This window comes from Burkholderia sp. AU27893, assembly GCF_002223205.1.
Lineage (GTDB): Bacteria > Pseudomonadota > Gammaproteobacteria > Burkholderiales > Burkholderiaceae > Burkholderia.
On sequence record NZ_NKFD01000002.1, the window covers coordinates 990572 to 1006190 of the forward strand.

Annotated in this window: 14 protein-coding genes and 1 tRNA gene; 7 read left to right on the forward strand and 8 right to left on the reverse strand. The window is 66.7% G+C overall.

Annotated elements, in window-relative coordinates:
- Positions 1-122: 122 nt before the first annotated feature.
- From dprA to CFB47_RS17835, 3 genes are all read left to right on the forward strand, one after another.
- Positions 123-1469: a DNA-processing protein DprA gene (gene dprA, locus CFB47_RS17825; protein ID WP_089461783.1), complete on the forward strand. Its 1347-nt coding sequence runs from the start codon at positions 123-125 to the stop codon at positions 1467-1469.
- Positions 1470-1505: 36 nt separating this feature from the next.
- The gene (locus CFB47_RS17830) at positions 1506-1886 is read left to right on the forward strand and encodes a thioredoxin family protein (RefSeq protein ID WP_039353754.1); all 381 of its coding nucleotides are present in this window, start codon (positions 1506-1508) and stop codon (positions 1884-1886) included.
- A 192-nt stretch (positions 1887-2078) separates the two neighbouring features.
- Positions 2079-4676 carry a DNA topoisomerase III gene (locus CFB47_RS17835; protein ID WP_089461784.1) on the forward strand — a complete coding sequence of 866 codons (2598 nt, stop codon included), beginning with the start codon at positions 2079-2081 and terminating at the stop codon, positions 4674-4676.
- Positions 4677-4812: 136 nt separating this feature from the next.
- On the opposite strand, the gene CFB47_RS17840 is transcribed toward CFB47_RS17835, so the two are convergent.
- Positions 4813-5862: a LysR family transcriptional regulator gene (locus tag CFB47_RS17840; RefSeq protein ID WP_089457125.1), complete on the reverse strand. Its 1050-nt coding sequence runs from the start codon at positions 5860-5862 to the stop codon at positions 4813-4815.
- A gap of 425 nt (positions 5863-6287) precedes the next feature.
- Here CFB47_RS17840 and CFB47_RS17845 point away from each other — a divergent pair, with 425 nt between their 5' ends.
- The gene (locus CFB47_RS17845; protein WP_089461785.1) at positions 6288-7301 is read left to right on the forward strand and encodes a D-2-hydroxyacid dehydrogenase family protein; all 1014 of its coding nucleotides are present in this window, start codon (positions 6288-6290) and stop codon (positions 7299-7301) included.
- 49 nt (positions 7302-7350) lie between these two features.
- Here CFB47_RS17845 and CFB47_RS17850 read toward each other — a convergent pair whose 3' ends face one another.
- Positions 7351-8217: a patatin-like phospholipase family protein gene (locus CFB47_RS17850; RefSeq protein ID WP_089441282.1), complete on the reverse strand. Its 867-nt coding sequence runs from the start codon at positions 8215-8217 to the stop codon at positions 7351-7353.
- 8 nt (positions 8218-8225) lie between these two features.
- Complete coding sequence (locus CFB47_RS17855; protein WP_006477449.1) at positions 8226-8630, reverse strand: PaaI family thioesterase; 405 nt, start codon at positions 8628-8630, stop codon at positions 8226-8228.
- A gap of 190 nt (positions 8631-8820) precedes the next feature.
- On the opposite strand from CFB47_RS17855, the gene CFB47_RS17860 reads away from it, so the two are divergent.
- Together CFB47_RS17860 and CFB47_RS17865 are read left to right on the forward strand one after the other, a co-directional pair.
- A tRNA-Lys gene (locus CFB47_RS17860) sits at positions 8821-8896 on the forward strand.
- Positions 8897-9083: 187 nt separating this feature from the next.
- On the forward strand, positions 9084-10133 hold the full coding sequence (locus CFB47_RS17865) for a DUF3592 domain-containing protein (RefSeq protein WP_089461786.1): 1050 nt from the start codon (positions 9084-9086) through the stop codon (positions 10131-10133).
- A 54-nt stretch (positions 10134-10187) separates the two neighbouring features.
- Here CFB47_RS17865 and CFB47_RS17870 read toward each other — a convergent pair whose 3' ends face one another.
- A complete protein-coding gene (locus CFB47_RS17870) occupies positions 10188-10802 on the reverse strand; it encodes a CGNR zinc finger domain-containing protein (protein ID WP_089461787.1) in 615 nt (204 codons plus the stop codon).
- A gap of 81 nt (positions 10803-10883) precedes the next feature.
- Between CFB47_RS17870 and CFB47_RS17875 the strand changes: the two genes are divergently transcribed.
- Complete coding sequence (locus CFB47_RS17875; protein ID WP_089461844.1) at positions 10884-11699, forward strand: alpha/beta fold hydrolase; 816 nt, start codon at positions 10884-10886, stop codon at positions 11697-11699.
- A gap of 37 nt (positions 11700-11736) precedes the next feature.
- On the opposite strand, the gene CFB47_RS17880 is transcribed toward CFB47_RS17875, so the two are convergent.
- The 4 genes from CFB47_RS17880 to phnY all read right to left on the reverse strand — a co-directional run bounded on the left by CFB47_RS17880 (position 11737) and on the right by phnY (position 15603).
- The gene (locus tag CFB47_RS17880; protein ID WP_089441285.1) at positions 11737-12495 is read right to left on the reverse strand and encodes an amino acid ABC transporter ATP-binding protein; all 759 of its coding nucleotides are present in this window, start codon (positions 12493-12495) and stop codon (positions 11737-11739) included.
- A complete protein-coding gene (locus tag CFB47_RS17885) occupies positions 12492-13172 on the reverse strand; it encodes an amino acid ABC transporter permease (protein ID WP_071335259.1) in 681 nt (226 codons plus the stop codon). Before CFB47_RS17885 ends, CFB47_RS17880 begins: the two co-directional genes overlap by 4 nt.
- A 14-nt stretch (positions 13173-13186) precedes the next feature.
- Positions 13187-13969: an amino acid ABC transporter substrate-binding protein gene (locus tag CFB47_RS17890; RefSeq protein ID WP_089441346.1), complete on the reverse strand. Its 783-nt coding sequence runs from the start codon at positions 13967-13969 to the stop codon at positions 13187-13189.
- A gap of 179 nt (positions 13970-14148) precedes the next feature.
- Entirely contained in the window at positions 14149-15603 is a 1455-nt protein-coding gene (phnY, locus tag CFB47_RS17895; protein ID WP_089461788.1) for a phosphonoacetaldehyde dehydrogenase, read from the reverse strand.
- Positions 15604-15619: the final 16 nt, after the last annotated feature.

Genomic DNA, 15619 nt, shown 5'->3' on the forward strand with positions numbered 1-15619 from the left:
GGGATGCAATGAAGATGAGGCGGACGCGCGGCGAATCAATGCCGCGGATCACGCCTCCTGCAATTGGCCGGGCGCCTGCGCGCGCGGCCCTGTCGAGTATTTCGGATGATGAAAATTTTATCATGGCGCCACGCGGTCCGCTGGCCACCGCATTCGAGGGGCGCCTCATGTCGCCGCAAGCGCTGACCACCTCCGCCGTGCGCGCGTGGCTGCAGCTTGCGCATGCGCCCGGCCTCGCGCCCGCCGTGCTGCAGGCACTCCTCGATGCGTTCGGCTCGCCGGACGCGCTGCTGCGTGCACCCGACCACGCCATCGCCGCCGTCACCAGCACCGCCGCCGCCCTGGCCATACGCGCAAGCGAGCGCGGCGATCTCGACGCGCGCACCGACGCCGCGCTCGCGTGGCTCGACGCGCCGGGCAATGCGCTCGTCACGCTCAACGATCCTGCCTACCCGCCGCGGCTGCGCGACCTGCACGATCCGCCGCTGCTGCTATATGTAAAGGGCCGGCTCGACCTGCTGCACGCGCGCAGTCTCGCCGTGGTCGGCAGCCGGCACGCCACGCCGCAAGGGCTCGCCGACGCAACGCACTTCGCACGCGAACTGTCCGACGCCGGGCTGCCGATCGTGTCGGGCCTCGCGCTCGGGATCGACGCCGCCGCACATCGTGGCGGGCTCGACGGCCGGTCGGGCACGGTCGCGGTGATCGCGACCGGCGCCGATCTCGTCTATCCGGCGCGCCACCGCGCACTCGCCCACGAGATCGCCGCGCACGGCGCGATCGTGTCGGAATGGCCGCTCGGCACGCCGGCCCGCGCCGCCCACTTCCCGCAGCGCAACCGGCTGATCGCCGCGCTCGCGGTCGGCGCACTCGTCGTCGAGGCCGCGCCGCGCTCCGGCTCGCTGATCACCGCGCGGCTCGCGAACGAACTGGGGCGCGATGTGTTCGCGATGCCGGGCTCGATCCACGCGCCGCTCGCGCAGGGCTGCCACGCATTGATCCGCGACGGCGCGAAGCTCACGGCGGCGCCGCTCGACGTGCTCGAGGAATACGGGCTGGGTGAATCGAAAGCCGGCACGGCGAGCGGTGCGGCGTGTTCCGGGCATCCGCGCGCGGGCACCGGCGACCTTCGCGAAACCGAAACCGCCACTCGGCACGCCGCTGCCGGTGTGAACCACACTGGCGATGCCGTTCCGGCCATCGCGTCCGCCCGAGACGAAGCACTGCCAACAGCGCCACCGCTGCCCGCCACCCCGGCCGAACAGGCCGTGCTGGCCGCATTGGGATACGGCCCCGTCACCTACGAATGGCTCGCCGAGCACAGCGGCCTGCCTGACGACGTGCTGCACCGCACGCTGCTGGCGCTGGAACTGGCCGGCCGCGTCGCCAGCCTTCCCGGCGGACGCTTCGCACGGCTTGACGTGGCGCGCACCCCGCCCGTGGACGGCGTGCTACATTCCCCCGCATAGGGGCGGCCAGGCCGCCGACGATACTCAAGGAAACCCATGCCCGCGCTGAATCTCGACACCGATGCGGATCGGATCGCCGAGCGCCTCGCCGATCCCGGCACGTTGCTCGTCGCCTGCCTGTGCGCCGAGTGGTGCGGCACGTGCCGCGACTACCGGACGGCGTTCGACCAGCTCGCCGACGCGCATCCGGACGCCTGCTTCGCCTGGATCGACATCGAAACGCATGCCGACCAGCTCGACGATCTCGACGTCGAGAACTTCCCGACGATCCTGATCGAAGATACCCACACCGCCCGCTTCTTCGGCACGGTGCTGCCGCATGCGGCGATCGTCGAGCGGATGCTGTCCGACCTGAGCGCGGTACCCGGTGCGCCGCACGCACCGAAATTGCGCAACATCCTGGCCGTCGAAGCCTGAATCGCGAGCCGGCGCGGTGATTTCGCGCACATTTGCGCGCCCCGCCGCGCCGGGCGCTTGCCGCCGTTGCGGCCCCCCTCTATGATGGGCCGCTTTTTGCACGCCGAGCCGCCATCGCTGCGGCGTGTGCTATAAAGCGGTCGTAAAAGGGACCCACAACCGGCGAACCCGGTCTACCAACACACACCTGTCATGTCCAAAGCACTGATCATTGCGGAAAAGCCTTCTGTCGCGAACGACATCGCACGCGCTTTGGGCGGCTTTACCAAGCATGACGAGTATTACGAAAGCGACGATTTCGTCCTTTCGTCCGCTGTCGGCCACCTGCTGGAAATCGCCGCCCCGGAAGAGTACGAGGTCAAGCGCGGGAAATGGAGCTTCGCGCATCTGCCCGTCATCCCCCCGCATTTCGACCTGAACCCGATCGCAAAAAGCGAGTCGCGCCTCAAGGTGCTCACCAAGCTGTTGAAGCGCAAGGATGTCGACCGCCTGATCAACGCATGTGACGCGGGGCGCGAGGGTGAGCTGATTTTCCGCCTGATCGCGCAGCACGCGAAGGCGAAACAGCCGGTCCAGCGCCTGTGGCTGCAATCGATGACCCCGCAGGCGATCCGCGACGGCTTCGCAAACCTGCGCAGCGACGCGGACATGCTGCCGCTCGCCGACGCCGCACGCTGCCGCTCGGAAGCCGACTGGCTCGTCGGGATCAACGGCACCCGCGCGATGACCGCGTTCAACAGCAAGGGCGGCGGCTTCTTCCTGACGACAGTTGGCCGCGTTCAGACGCCAACGTTGTCGATCGTCGTCGAACGCGAAGAGAAAATCCGCCGTTTCGTCCCGCGCGACTACTGGGAAGTGAAGGCCGAATTCGCGTGCGCGGGCGGCTTCTACGAAGGCAAGTGGTACGACCCGAAATTCAAGCGCGACGAATTCGATCCGGAAAAGCGCGACTCCCGGCTGTGGAGCCTGCCGGCTGCCGAGACGATCGTCGCCGCGTGTCGCGACCAGGTCGGCACGGTCTCCGAGGAATCGAAGCCGTCGACGCAGCTGTCGCCGCTGCTGTTCGACCTGACGAGCCTGCAGCGTGAAGCGAACAGCCGCTTCGGCTTCTCCGCGAAGAACACGCTCGGCCTCGCGCAGGCACTGTATGAAAAGCACAAGGTACTGACCTACCCGCGTACCGACGCACGCGCGCTGCCGGAAGACTACCTGTCGACGGTCGAGTCCACGCTCGAGATGCTCAAGGAGAGCAACAACTACCTGCCGCATGCGAAGCAGGTGCTCGACAAGGGCTGGGTGAAGCCGAACAAGCGGATCTTCGACAACTCGAAGATCAGCGACCACTTTGCAATCATCCCGACGCTGCAGGCGCCGAAGTCGCTGTCCGAGCCGGAGCAGAAGCTGTACGACATGGTCGTGAAGCGCTTCCTCGCCGTGTTCTTCCCGGCCGCCGAATTCCGCGTCACGACGCGGATCACCGAAGTCGCCGGCCATCACTTCAAGACCGAAGGCAAGGTGCTCGTCGAGCCGGGCTGGCTGCAGGTGTACGGCCGCGACGCCGAAGGCGCGGATGCGAACCTCGTGCCGGTGCAGAAGGACGAGAAGGTGAAGACGGACGAAATCGCCGCCGTCGCGCTCGTCACGAAGCCGCCCGCACGCTACTCGGAAGCGACGCTGCTGTCCGCGATGGAAGGTGCGGGCAAGCTCGTCGAGGACGACGAACTGCGCGAGGCGATGGCCGCGAAGGGCCTCGGCACGCCGGCCACGCGTGCGGCGATCATCGAAGGCCTGCTCGGCGAGAAATACCTCGTGCGCGAAGGCCGCGAACTGATTCCGACCGCGAAGGCATTCCAGCTGATGACATTGTTGCGCGGCCTCGGCGTGAAGGAACTCACCGCGCCCGAGCTCACCGGCGAATGGGAATACAAGCTGTCGCAGATGGAGCGCGGCAACCTCGGGCGCGAAGCGTTCATGCAGGAAATCGCCCGCATGACGCAGCAGATCGTGAAGCGCGCGAAGGAATACGATTCGGACACGATCCCCGGCGATTACGCGACGCTCGAGACGCCGTGCCCGAACTGCGGCGGCCAGGTGAAGGAAAACTACCGCCGCTTCGCATGCACGAAGTGCGAGTTCTCGATCTCGAAGATCCCGGGCAGCCGGCAATTCGAGATCGCGGAAGTCGAGGAGCTGCTGCGCGAGAAGACGATCGGCCCGCTGTCCGGCTTCCGCAGCAAGATGGGCCGCCCGTTCTCGGCGATCCTCAAGCTGTCCTTCGACGACGAGACGAAAAACTACAAGCTCGAATTCGACTTCGGCCAGGACACCGGCGGTGAGGAAGGCGAAGCGCCCGACTTTTCCGCACAGGAGCCGGTCGGCGCGTGCCCGAAGTGCAAGGGCCGCGTGTTCGAGCACGGGATGAGCTACGTGTGCGAGCACTCGGTGGCCAACCCGAAGACCTGCGATTTCCGCTCGGGCAAGGTGATCCTGCAGCAGGAAATCACCCGCGAGCAGATGGGCAAGCTGCTGGCCGACGGCCGCACGGATCTGCTGCCGAACTTCAAGTCGTCGCGCACGGGCCGCAACTTCAAGGCCTTCCTCGTGAAGCAGCCGGACGGCAAGATCGGCTTCGAGTTCGAGAAGAAGGAGCCGAAGGCCGCTGCCGCGAAGAAGACGGCAAAATCAGCGACGAAGGATGCCGAAACCGTGACGGAAGGCGCCGAAGAGAAACCGGCACCGGCTCGCAAGACCGCCGCCCGCAAGACGACGGCGCGCAAGACGAGCTCTTAACGGCCTGACGGCCGGGGCTCCCCCGGCCATGCCGAACTCGGGCAGGCACCCATAAAAAAACGCGGATCGATTGCTCGATCCGCGTTTTTCTTTGTGCCGGCGGCAACCACTTCCAGGCCGCCAGGCCGTCGCATCGTTACAACGGCGACGGCGCCGCGACGCGCGTGCGCGGCGAACGCGGCAGGCGCGGCGACAGGTTCGGGTCGGCCGCTTCCGGCTGCTCGGCACGCGTCTCGACACCGATCGGCGCGAGCGCCGAACTCTGCGTGGCCCACTGCTCGCCCATCGTCGCGTCGGTCGAGTGGCTGAAATGCTCGACGAGGTGATCGATGAACGTGCGCACCTTCGCGGGCAGATGGCGCCGGCTCGGGTAAGCGATGTTGATCTCGACCTGCGGCAGCCGGAAATCCGGCAGCAGCCGCACGAGCGCGCCGCGCGCGATATCGCCGCCGATCAGGTAGCTCGGCAGGATCGCGACCCCCATCCCGAGCAGCGCGAACTGGCGCAGCATCGCGGTGTTGTTCGCGACGATCACGTTGGTCGGGCGCACGCGCACTTCGCCGTCCGGCCCCGTGAACACACGCTCGTCCCCCCAGTATTCGGTCGGCAGGCTCAGGCTCGGGTGCTCGGCGAGATGCTCCGGATGGGTCGGCACGCCGTGCTTCTCTAGATAGCTCGGCGTCGCGCACACGGTCATGCAGCCGGTGGTCAGGCGCCGCGTGACGATGCTCGCGCTGCGCATCTGGCGCGTGACGACGATGCCGACGTCGAAACCTTCCTCGACGAGATCGACCTGCCGGTCGACCAGCGTGAGATCCGGCACCACTTTCGGGAAATTCTCCGTGTACGACTGCAACACGGGCGCGAGGTTGTGCAGGCCGAACACGACCGGCGCAACGATGCGTAACGTTCCGACCGGCTCGTGATTGCGCGCAACGACCATCTGCTCGACGTCCTCGAGCTCATCGAGGATCTGGCGAGCCCGCTCCAGATAGACCTGGCCCGACTCCGTCAGCGAAAGGCTGCGCGTGGTGCGGTTCAGCAAACGCGTGCCGAGCCGGCCTTCCAGATCGGCGACGTGACGCGTCGCGACCGCGTTGGAGATATCCATTGCACTCGCGGCCCGCGCAAAACTGCCGAGATCTGCAACCTTGACGAACACGCGCATCGACTGCAAATGATCCATAAACGACTCCTGCCGCTGTTACAACTTCAAAAAGATGAAGCAAATGCGTAATTCTCCTACGACAGCGGAAATGATGCAGAGTTGCTCAACAAAGCGCCGGTTGACGATAAAAATAGTCAAAAATCCTCGCCTTCTGCGGATAGTTGATCCAATTATTCTGATTGGAGCAACAATTGGGTGAACCTCGTCGAGTATGTGGCCGAATCAGGAAGGACGTATTTGATGCGACACAACAGCGCACCCCCGCACCCATCGCGCAAGCGGCGCCGGGTCAGGCCGCCGCCAATTGCGGCGGAGCGTAACAACCTGTTAAAAAGGCACCATGAAGGCGGCCGACGTAGCATCATGTCGGCCCCGGCCGGGCGGGACGGGTGCGCGACGTGCGCCGCCGCCACCGCCGCTTTCAACGTGCGACACCCGCTCACATGAAAATTGCCATCCTCGACGACTACCAGGACGCCGTCCGCAAGCTGAACTGCTTCGAGATGCTTGCCGACCACGACGTGAAGGTCTTCAACAATACGGTGCGCGGATTGGGACAACTCGCCAGCCGTCTGGCGGAAGTCGAGGCGCTCGTGCTGATTCGCGAACGGACCCCGATTTCGTCGCAACTGCTCGCCAAGCTGCCGAACCTGCGCATGATCAGCCAGACCGGCCGCATTTCGAGCCACATCGATCTCGAAGCGTGTACCGACCGCGGCATCGCCGTGCTCGAAGGCACGGGCTCGCCGATTGCCCCCGCCGAGCTGACCTGGGCGCTCGTGATGGCTGCCCAGCGCCGCATTCCGCAATACGTCGCGAACCTGAAGCAGGGCGCGTGGCAACAGTCGGGCCTGAAGACGTCGGCGATGCCGCCGAACTTCGGCCTCGGCCAGGTGCTGCGCGGCCAGACGCTCGGCATCTGGGGCTACGGCAAGATCGGCCGGCTCGTCGCCGGCTACGGCAAGGCGTTCGGGATGAACGTGCTGATCTGGGGCCGCGAGCATTCGCTCGAGTCCGCGCGCGCCGACGGCTATACGGCCGCCGAAAGCCGCGAAGCGCTGTTCGAGCAGAGCGACGTGCTGTCGCTGCACCTGCGCCTGCACGACGACACGCGCGGGATCGTGAAGCAGGAAGACCTGATGCGGATGAAGCCGACGTCGCTGCTCGTCAACACGAGCCGCGCCGAACTGCTCGAGGAAAACGCACTGGTCAACGCGCTGTCGCACAACCGTCCGGGCATGGTCGCGATCGACGTGTTCGAGAGCGAGCCGATCCTGCAGGGCTACAGCCTGCTGCGGATGGAAAACGTGATCTGCACGCCGCACATCGGCTACGTCGAGCGCGAAAGCTACGAGCTCTACTTCAGTGCGGCATTCCGGAACATCCTGGCGTTCGACCAGGGCGACATGTCGAGCGTCGTCAACCCGGAAGCCCTGACGCCGCGCCGCGTGCGCTGAGCGCCGCGGGCCGCGCCCGCCGCGCGGCCCCGCTTCCTGCTTCCCGTCTTCAGGCGGCCACGCGGCCGCCCGTCATCGCGCCGACGCGCGTGAGGAAATGCTCGCCGTCGCGCCGCCCGAGATCGTACGCATGCCGCATCTGCGACGGGCTCGTGTAATCCCAACTCGAAATCGGCACCTTGCTCGACGGCTGCACGTACAGCCGCCGCTGCTCGCCATGCGCGACCGTGAACATCTGCGGACGCGGGTACAGCCGCGTGACGAGCACCAGCACGTCGCCCGGCGTCGGATCGAGCGCGTCGACCGGCACGTTGTCGACCATCCCGCCGTCGAGCACGGGCCGGCCGCCGCGGCGCAGCACCGGCGTGAACGGCGGCGTGCAGGACGACTGCAGGATCAGGTCGGCGAGATCGTCAACGCGCGTACAGGCCTGCGCGCGCACGAATTCCGGCCGAAAACCGAGCGAGCGCCCGAGCGTCGGATGCAGCGTCTTGCGCACGTACTTCTCGATGTTGTACGCGACGAGGCCGGCGGCCACCGCGCTGCGCGCACCGAGCCAGCGCGGCACGTGCGACACGCCGATGCGGATCTCCGGCGCCGCGGCCAGCTTCGCGAACGGCTCGCCGTAGATGTCGAGCAGCGCCTGGCGGTAAATCCGGTAATGCGGAAACACGGGCTCGCGCCCGAACAGGTTGCCCCAGTACGCGTTCTTCCGGTTGTGGCGCAGCGCCTCTTCGTAATAGCGCATCACCCAGGCGGCGTCGCGGGTATACAGCATGCACGCGGTCGCCGCGCCGGCCGAGATGCCGGTGATCACGCGCGGGCGCAGGCCGAGCGCCGGCTGCGCGACGTCCCAGAAGCCAGCCTGCCACCAGCAGCGGTTGCCGCCGCCCGCAAAGACGATCTGGTCGAACATCGCGCCGCTCAGCTGACGAGCGCGTAGGTCGACGTCGCGTGAACGGCCATCTTGCCGTCCTCGTCGAACAGCTCGACTTCGCCGAATACGAGATTGCGACCCATCCGCAGCACGCGCGCGGTGACGAGCACGTCGCCCTTGCGCACGGGCCGCATGAAGTTCGTGTTCAGCGATACGGTGGTCATCGGCCGGAACTCGCCGAGCGCGGCCGAGATCGCGACCACCATCGCCGTGTCGGCGGCCGCCGTGAACACCTGGCCGCAGATGATGCCGCCCGAATGGCGGAATTCGCCGGAAAACGGCAGACGCAGCGTGACGCTGTCGTCGCCGATCGACACGGGGACCAGACCGAGCGAGCGGACCCAGGGGGCCAGCAGGCGATCCAGCAATTCGCGGACTGCGTTTTCGTCCATCTTCGAAAGCCCAGAAAGCGTTGCGCGACCGTCGCGCAACACGTGTGGCGTCATCATACCGGGAGCGCGGAAACTACGATCGCTCGTTATCGGGCCGACAGCTGCCGTCGTGGTGACGAAATATTTTCAGGAAATTTGCAGAAAGGGCTTGCAAGACCCGAAATACCCGTGCATAATCTTTCTTCTGTTGGGGGCGTTAGCTCAGTTGGTAGAGCAGCGGACTCTTAATCCGTAGGTCGAGTGTTCGAGTCACTCACGCCCCACCAGGAATTCCGAAGCCCGGTTAGCGAAAGCTGACCGGGCTTTTTCCTTTTCCGCCGTCGCACGCGCGGCGCGCGCCCTGTCGCAGTACGCCACCACACGCCCGCTCCGCATCGTTTCCGCTAGAATCGTCCGACAAATATCACACGACCGGCGCAGGCACTGCCGTTTGCCCGCCGGCACTGAGAGAACATGGGACGTCAGTCATGGAAGCATGTAACCGAGACGCGACCATTCAGAGAGCCTGGTTGCGCCGATATCGGCGGGTCCGTCGGGACACGCCACTCCAACGATCACACCGGCATCCGCAGTGCGACGCACGAACCGGATCCGGTCATGCCGGGTAAGGACGCGCTCGTCGCGCTGGCGCTCGGCGCCGTGCTGCTCGTACTGGCAGGCGTGCTCGCCGTCACGACCGGCCACGCGACCGGCCACCTCGTGCGCACGCCGGGCACGGTCGTCCGTATCGTGCAGGACAGCGACGCGATGCGCGCATACCGGCCGATCGTCGCGTATCTCGCGAACGACGGCCAGCGCCGCGAGATCGCCGGCAATACCGCGTCGACCATCCCCGCCTACGACATCGGCGAGAACGTCGACGTCCTGCTCGATCCCGTCCATCCCGAGCGCCCCGCGCTGATCGACGATTTCGCGCAACGCTGGTTTCCAGCGGCGGTGGCGGCGCTACTCGCCGTCGCGTCGTTCGCGATCGGCGCTCTGCTGATCGCCGGCAAGCGCCACCGCATGCAATCCGATGCGCCGCCCACCCGCGCCGAGCGCAAGCAGGCGCGACGCCGCTGGGATATCGCGATCGTGCTGATTCCGATCACGATCGGCACGGGCTTCATTGCCGGCGCCGGTGCGGCCGGCCTGCGTCAGTGGCAGATCGCCCACCACTACGCGCGCTCAACCGGCCACGTCGTCGAGATCGCCAAAAGTGCGCGGTCAGCCCGCTCGCGCACGTCGCTGTATTCGGCGATCGTCGCGTTCACGACCGACAGCGGACGCCAGATCACGTTCGCCCAGGGCGCGGCGGCGTCGCATCCGGGCCTGCAGGAAGGCGAAGCGGTCAACGTGCTGTACGACCCCGTCACCCCCGAGCGCGCGGTCGTCGACCGCTTCTGGGATCGCTGGGGCCTCACGGCCATCCTGCTCGCAATCGGTGCGCCGTTCCTCGCGGCCGGGCTGTTCGTCGCCGCGACGCTGTGGCCGGAGCATCGGCCGCACGAAATCGCCCCATGACGCTCGCGCGCCGGCCGCGCACCGCCCGGCGCGACAACCGGTACGGCGCGCGCGTCATCGCTCCCTGAACGCCTCCACCTTCGCGCGGTTTCCGCACGTACGCATGTCGCACCAGCGGCGTCCGACGCCGCGGCCGCGATCGACGAAGAACCACGTGCACCGGCCGCACTGCCTCACCCGCGCGAAATCGTCGCTGCGCAGCAGTTGCTCGAAACCGAGTGCGGCCGCGTCGACCCAGCGCGACGCGGCGCGCGCGTCGGGCCGCCACGCGAACCGGCCGTCGACCGCCTCGAACACGCTGCGCCCGATCGCGTCGCGAATCGCGACGGCGAGCCGGTCCGCCGCGCGCGCGCCGGCCGTGCCGCCACCTCCGGCCGTCAGGTGCAAGATTGCCGTGTAGGCATCCTCGCGAAAGCGAAGCAGCGCCGCCAGCGCATCCGCGTCGTCCTGCCGCGCATAGCGCAGCAGCCGCGCCAGATCGGCCGGCGCCAGCAGCCCCGAGCGTTCCGCCCACGCATGCACGGCCGGCCAGTCGACGAGCTTGTCCCCGTCGCGCGTCTTGCCCGTGTCGGCCACCGTGTTGAGGAAATCGAGCGCCGGATGGCCGCCGACGAAATCGGCTGCGCCCCATGCGTGCGCGGGTTGCGCGGGTTCGTGTCGAGTAACCATTTATTTTCGCCTATCGGTTTCACATCCGGACAATCCGGCGTAACCTGTTAACAACCAAAACAGGTTAGCATGGAGATGCCGATGCTCGAACTCGCCAACCGCTTCATTTTCGAAGGCCACCGGATTGCGTGGGGAACGTTCGGCGACGGGCCGCCGCTCGTGCTCGTGCACGGCACGCCGTTTTCGTCGCAGGTGTGGCGCCGGATCGCGCCGTGGCTCGCGCGGCGTCATCGCGTGTTCTTCTACGACCTGCTCGGTTACGGTCAGTCCGACATGCCGGACGCGGACGTGTCGCTCGGCCGCCAGAACAGGCTGTTCGGCGCGCTGCTCGACGAGTGGAACATCTCACGCCCCCGCGTACTCGCTCACGACTATGGCGGCGCAACCGTGCTGCGCGCGCACTTCCTCGACGGCGTCGCCTATGCGGATCTCACGCTCGTGAATCCGGTCGCCATCGCGCCGCAGGGTTCGCCGTTCGTGCGTCATGTCGCGCAGCACGAAGCCGCATTCACCGGATTGCCTGCGTATGCGCATCACGCGCTCGTGTCGGCCTATCTCGGCAATGCCGTCGCGCGGCCGCTGAGCGACGACGCGTTGTCGATCTACCGCGCGCCATGGCTCACGCCCGACGGGCAGGCCGGGTTCTATCGCCAGATCGCGCAGATGCGCCCGCGCTACATCGAGGAAGCCGAGGCGCGTTACGCGCCGCCGGACTTTCCCGTGCGCATCGTATGGGGCGAGGACGACGCGTGGATTCCGCTCGAACAGGGACAGGCGCTGGCCGATCGCATCGCGAACGGCCGGCTGATCAGGGTGACGTGTGCGGGCCACCTGGTGCAGGAAGATGCGCCGGAGGCGATCGTCGCGGCAGTGCTCGACGCATCAGGGCAAGGTTGACGCCCGCTGTCGCGCATGTCGCTCTTCGCGTGCCGCGTCAGAACACCGGCACGCCCTGCGCGAGTGTCGAGATGAATTTTGCGGTGCGCGGATCGCGCGGGTCGCCGAACAGGTCGCGCGACGCACCGGCCTCGACGATACGGCCTTCCGCGAGAAACACCGCGTCGTGTGCAATCGACGCGGCCAGACGCAGGTCGTGCGTCGCCATCAGCATCGTCGTGCCTTCCCGTGCGAGCTGGCGCAGCACCTCGACCACTTCGACGGACAGTTCCGGATCGAGCGCCGACGTCGGCTCGTCGCACAACAGCACCTGCGGCGACGGCGCGAGCGCACGCGCGATCGCGACGCGTTGCTGCTGGCCGCCCGACAGCGTGCCGGGCCACGCGTCGGCCTTGTCCGCGATGCCGACCTTCTCGAGCAGCGCGAGCGCGCGTTCGCGTGCTCGCTCGCGCGGCCAGCGCTGCACGGTGACGAGCCCTTCCATCACGTTCTGCACGACGCTCAGGTGCGGAAACAGCTGGAAGTTCTGGAACACCATGCCGGTCTGGCGGCGCACCGCGAACACGGCGTCGCGCGCCGGCCGCTGCGCCGGCGAGAAGTCGATGCGTGCGTCGCCGACCGTCAGCGTGCCCGCCTCGGGCACTTCGAGCAGGTTCACGCAACGCAGCAGCGTGCTCTTGCCGCTGCCGGACGGCCCGATCAGCGCCGTCACGCTGCCGGGCTGCAACGCGAGGTCGATCCCTTGCAGCACGCGATGCGTGCCGAACGACTTGTCGATGCGTTCGAGCCTGATCATCGCAGTTCCGCCTGGAACAGCGCATGACGGCCGAAGCGGATTTCGAGGCGACGCTGCAGCGTGGACAGCACCGAGCTGAGCAGCAGATAGACCAGCGCGGCTTCCGTATAGAGAATCATCGGCTCGTAGGTCACGGCCGCGATCCGCTGCGCGGCCTGGAAGATTTCCGGCACGGTCAGCACGGCCGCGAGCGACGTGTCCTTCACGAGCGAAATGAACGAATTCGACAGTGCGGGCAGCGCAACGCGCGCGGCCTGCGGCAGGATCGCGCGACGCAGCGCCTGCGGGCGCGTCATCGCCATCGAGTACGCGGCTTCCCACTGCCCCTTCGGAATCGATTCGATCACGCCGCGGATCACCTCGGCGTTGTACGCGCCGACGTTCAGCGAGAAGCCGATCACCGCGGCCGTCAGCGGATCGAGCACGATGCCGACGCTCGGCAAACCGTAGAAGATCACGAACAGCTGCACGAGCAGCGGCGAACCGCGAAACAGCCAGATGTAGAAACGGACGACGGCTTGCGCCCAGCGCGGCCCGAACAGCCGCGTGAGCGCCGCGCCGAAGGCGAGCAGCAGGCCGATCGCGAACGACGCGAGCGTGAGCGGTACCGTGAACACGAGCCCCGCGACGAGCAGGGGCCGCAGCGATTCCGCCATCAGGTGAAGCCAGGCCGGCATCGTTCAGCCTCGCGTCACGGTTGCGACACGTCGCGGCCGAAATACTTCTGCGAGATCTTCGCGTAGGTGCCGTCGGCCTTGATGTCCGCGAGCGCCTTGTCGATCGCGGCCACCAGCGCGGGGCTGCCCTTGCGCAGCAGCACGCCCGATGCGTCGCTCGCGCCGCCCGTGTCGGTCGCCGCGATCTTCAGCTTCGCGTCCGGCTTGTGCTTGCGGAAATCGAGGTACGACAGCGAATCGTTGATCGTCGCGTCGACGCGGCCCGAGCTCAGCAGGTCGATCGATTCGTTGAAGCCCTGCACGGGCACGACGTCCGCGCCGTGCGCGGCCGCGAGCTTGCCGAAATTGCTGGTCAGCGTGTTCGCGGATTTCTTGCCCTTGAGGTCGTCGAACGAGTGGATCGTCGTGTTGTCCGCGCGCACGATCAGCACCGCGCGGGACGTGATGTACGGCGTCGAGAAATCGTATTTCGCCTTGCGCGCGTCGGTGATCGACACTTCGTTGACGACCGCGTCGTAGCGGTTCACGTCGAGGCCGGCGATCAGCCCGTCCCACTTGCCTTCGACGAACTGCGGCTTCACGCCGAGGCGCTGCGCGATCGCGGTCGCGATATCGACGTCGAAGCCCGTCAGCTTGCCGGTTTCGTCGTGGTACGTGAACGGCGCGTAGGTGCCTTCGGTGCCGACCCGGAACACACCGGACGACTTGATCTGCGACAGGTCGTCGGCAGCCAGTGCGCTCGTGACCGAAACGGCCTGCAGCATGGCGACGACCAGGATGGAGCGAAGGAATTTCATGGTGCGGACCCCGAATGATTGGACGAAATATTCCCGCGGCACACGCATGCCGTTCGAGAGGTCCGCGAATTCTACCGACGCGTCGAGGCCCGGCAAAAACGCAAATCGGCTATCGATATGAGCCGATCGAATAACGCGCGCACCGGCCGCGAAACCGGTGTGCGCGGCTTACACATCACTTACCACGGCAGCGAATACGTCTTCGTATTCGTGAAGCTCTTCATCGCTTCCTGCACGCCTTCCTTGTAACCGAGCCCCGAATCCTTCACGCCGCCGAACGGCGTCAGTTCGAGCCGGTAGCCCGGCACCTCGCGCACGTTCACGCTGCCGACTTCCAGCTCGGTGATGAAGCGCGTGATGTGATCGAAGCGGTTCGTGCAGACCGACGACGACAGCGCGTAGTCGGTGCTGTTCGACATCCGGATCGCTTCGTCGATGTCGCGAAAGCGCATGATCGGCGACACGGGGCCGAAGGTTTCGTATTTCACCAGCGGCATGTCGGGCGTCACGCGATCGATCACCGTCGGCGAATACAGCGCGCCGCTGCGGACGTTGCCGACCAGCAGCCGCGCGCCGCGCGCGATCGCGTCGTTCACCTGCTGCTCGCAGAATTTCGCGGCGGCCTCGTCGATCACCGTGCCCATGTCGACCGACGGATCGGACGGATTGCCGTACGACCACGCACGCGTTTTCTCGACCACCAGCTCCGTAAAGCGATCGGCCACCGACTCGTGCACGAGCATCCGCTTGATCGCGGTACAGCGCTGCCCCGAGTTCTTGTACGAACCCGACACCGCGAGCGTGCTCGCTTCGTCGAGATCGGCGTCTTCCATCACGATGATCGGATCGTTGCCGCCGAGTTCGAGCACTGCACGGCGATAGCCCATGCGCGACGCAATCGACTTGCCGATCGACACGCCGCCGGTGAACGTGATCAGGTCGATCGCCGGGTTCGTGATCAGCTCGTCGGCGATCTCCTTCGGGTCGCCGGTGAGCACCTGCAGCATCTGCGGCGGCAGGCCGGCTTCGTACAGGATGTCCGCGAACAGGTAGCACGACAGCGGCACCTTCTCCGACGGCTTCACGACGATCCGGTTGTTGGTCGCGACCGACGGCACGATCTTGTGCGCGACCTGGTTCATCGGGTGATTGAACGGCGTGATCGCCGAGATCACGCCGAGCAGCGGATCGCGCTGCGTGTACACGCGGCGCTTCTTGCCGTGCGGGGTCAGGTCGCACGAGAAGATCTGACCGTCGTCCTTCAGCACTTCACCGGCACCGAACGTCAGCACGTCGGCCACACGCCCCGCTTCGTACGTCGAATCCTTGATGCACAGGCCGGCCTCGGCCGTGATCAGCGCTGCAATCTCGGCGGTGCGCGCACGCACGATGTCGGCCGCGCGGCGCAGGATCGCCGCGCGATCGTGGCGCGTGAGCGTCGGCCGGTAGGCACGTGCGGCGGCAAACGCGCGCCGCACGTCGTCCAGCGTCGCCTTCGGCACGGTGCCGACCAGCGCGCCGTCGTACGGGTTGCGCACTTCGATTACCGCGTCCCGATGAATCCGTTCCCCATCGATTCGCAGTGCTTCGCGACGAATCTCGCGGACGTCCGTCGATGCTGCAATGGCGTTCATGAGTGTGTCCCCTTAC

Bases quoted from the DNA above. Each gene is read 5' to 3' on its own strand.
- dprA (WP_089461783.1), top strand. From the start codon at position 123: ATGGCGCCACGCGGTCCGCTGGCCACCGCATTCGAGGGGCGCCTCATG.
- CFB47_RS17830 (WP_039353754.1), top strand. From the start codon at position 1,506: ATGCCCGCGCTGAATCTCGACACCGATGCGGATCGGATCGCCGAGCGC.
- CFB47_RS17835 (WP_089461784.1), top strand. From the start codon at position 2,079: ATGTCCAAAGCACTGATCATTGCGGAAAAGCCTTCTGTCGCGAACGAC.
- CFB47_RS17840 (WP_089457125.1), bottom strand. From the start codon at position 5,862: ATGGATCATTTGCAGTCGATGCGCGTGTTCGTCAAGGTTGCAGATCTC.
- CFB47_RS17845 (WP_089461785.1), top strand. From the start codon at position 6,288: ATGAAAATTGCCATCCTCGACGACTACCAGGACGCCGTCCGCAAGCTG.
- CFB47_RS17850 (WP_089441282.1), bottom strand. From the start codon at position 8,217: ATGTTCGACCAGATCGTCTTTGCGGGCGGCGGCAACCGCTGCTGGTGG.
- CFB47_RS17855 (WP_006477449.1), bottom strand. From the start codon at position 8,630: ATGGACGAAAACGCAGTCCGCGAATTGCTGGATCGCCTGCTGGCCCCC.
- CFB47_RS17865 (WP_089461786.1), top strand. From the start codon at position 9,084: ATGGGACGTCAGTCATGGAAGCATGTAACCGAGACGCGACCATTCAGA.
- CFB47_RS17870 (WP_089461787.1), bottom strand. From the start codon at position 10,802: ATGGTTACTCGACACGAACCCGCGCAACCCGCGCACGCATGGGGCGCA.
- CFB47_RS17875 (WP_089461844.1), top strand. From the start codon at position 10,884: ATGCTCGAACTCGCCAACCGCTTCATTTTCGAAGGCCACCGGATTGCG.
- CFB47_RS17880 (WP_089441285.1), bottom strand. From the start codon at position 12,495: ATGATCAGGCTCGAACGCATCGACAAGTCGTTCGGCACGCATCGCGTG.
- CFB47_RS17885 (WP_071335259.1), bottom strand. From the start codon at position 13,172: ATGCCGGCCTGGCTTCACCTGATGGCGGAATCGCTGCGGCCCCTGCTC.
- CFB47_RS17890 (WP_089441346.1), bottom strand. From the start codon at position 13,969: ATGAAATTCCTTCGCTCCATCCTGGTCGTCGCCATGCTGCAGGCCGTT.
- phnY (WP_089461788.1), bottom strand. From the start codon at position 15,603: ATGAACGCCATTGCAGCATCGACGGACGTCCGCGAGATTCGTCGCGAA.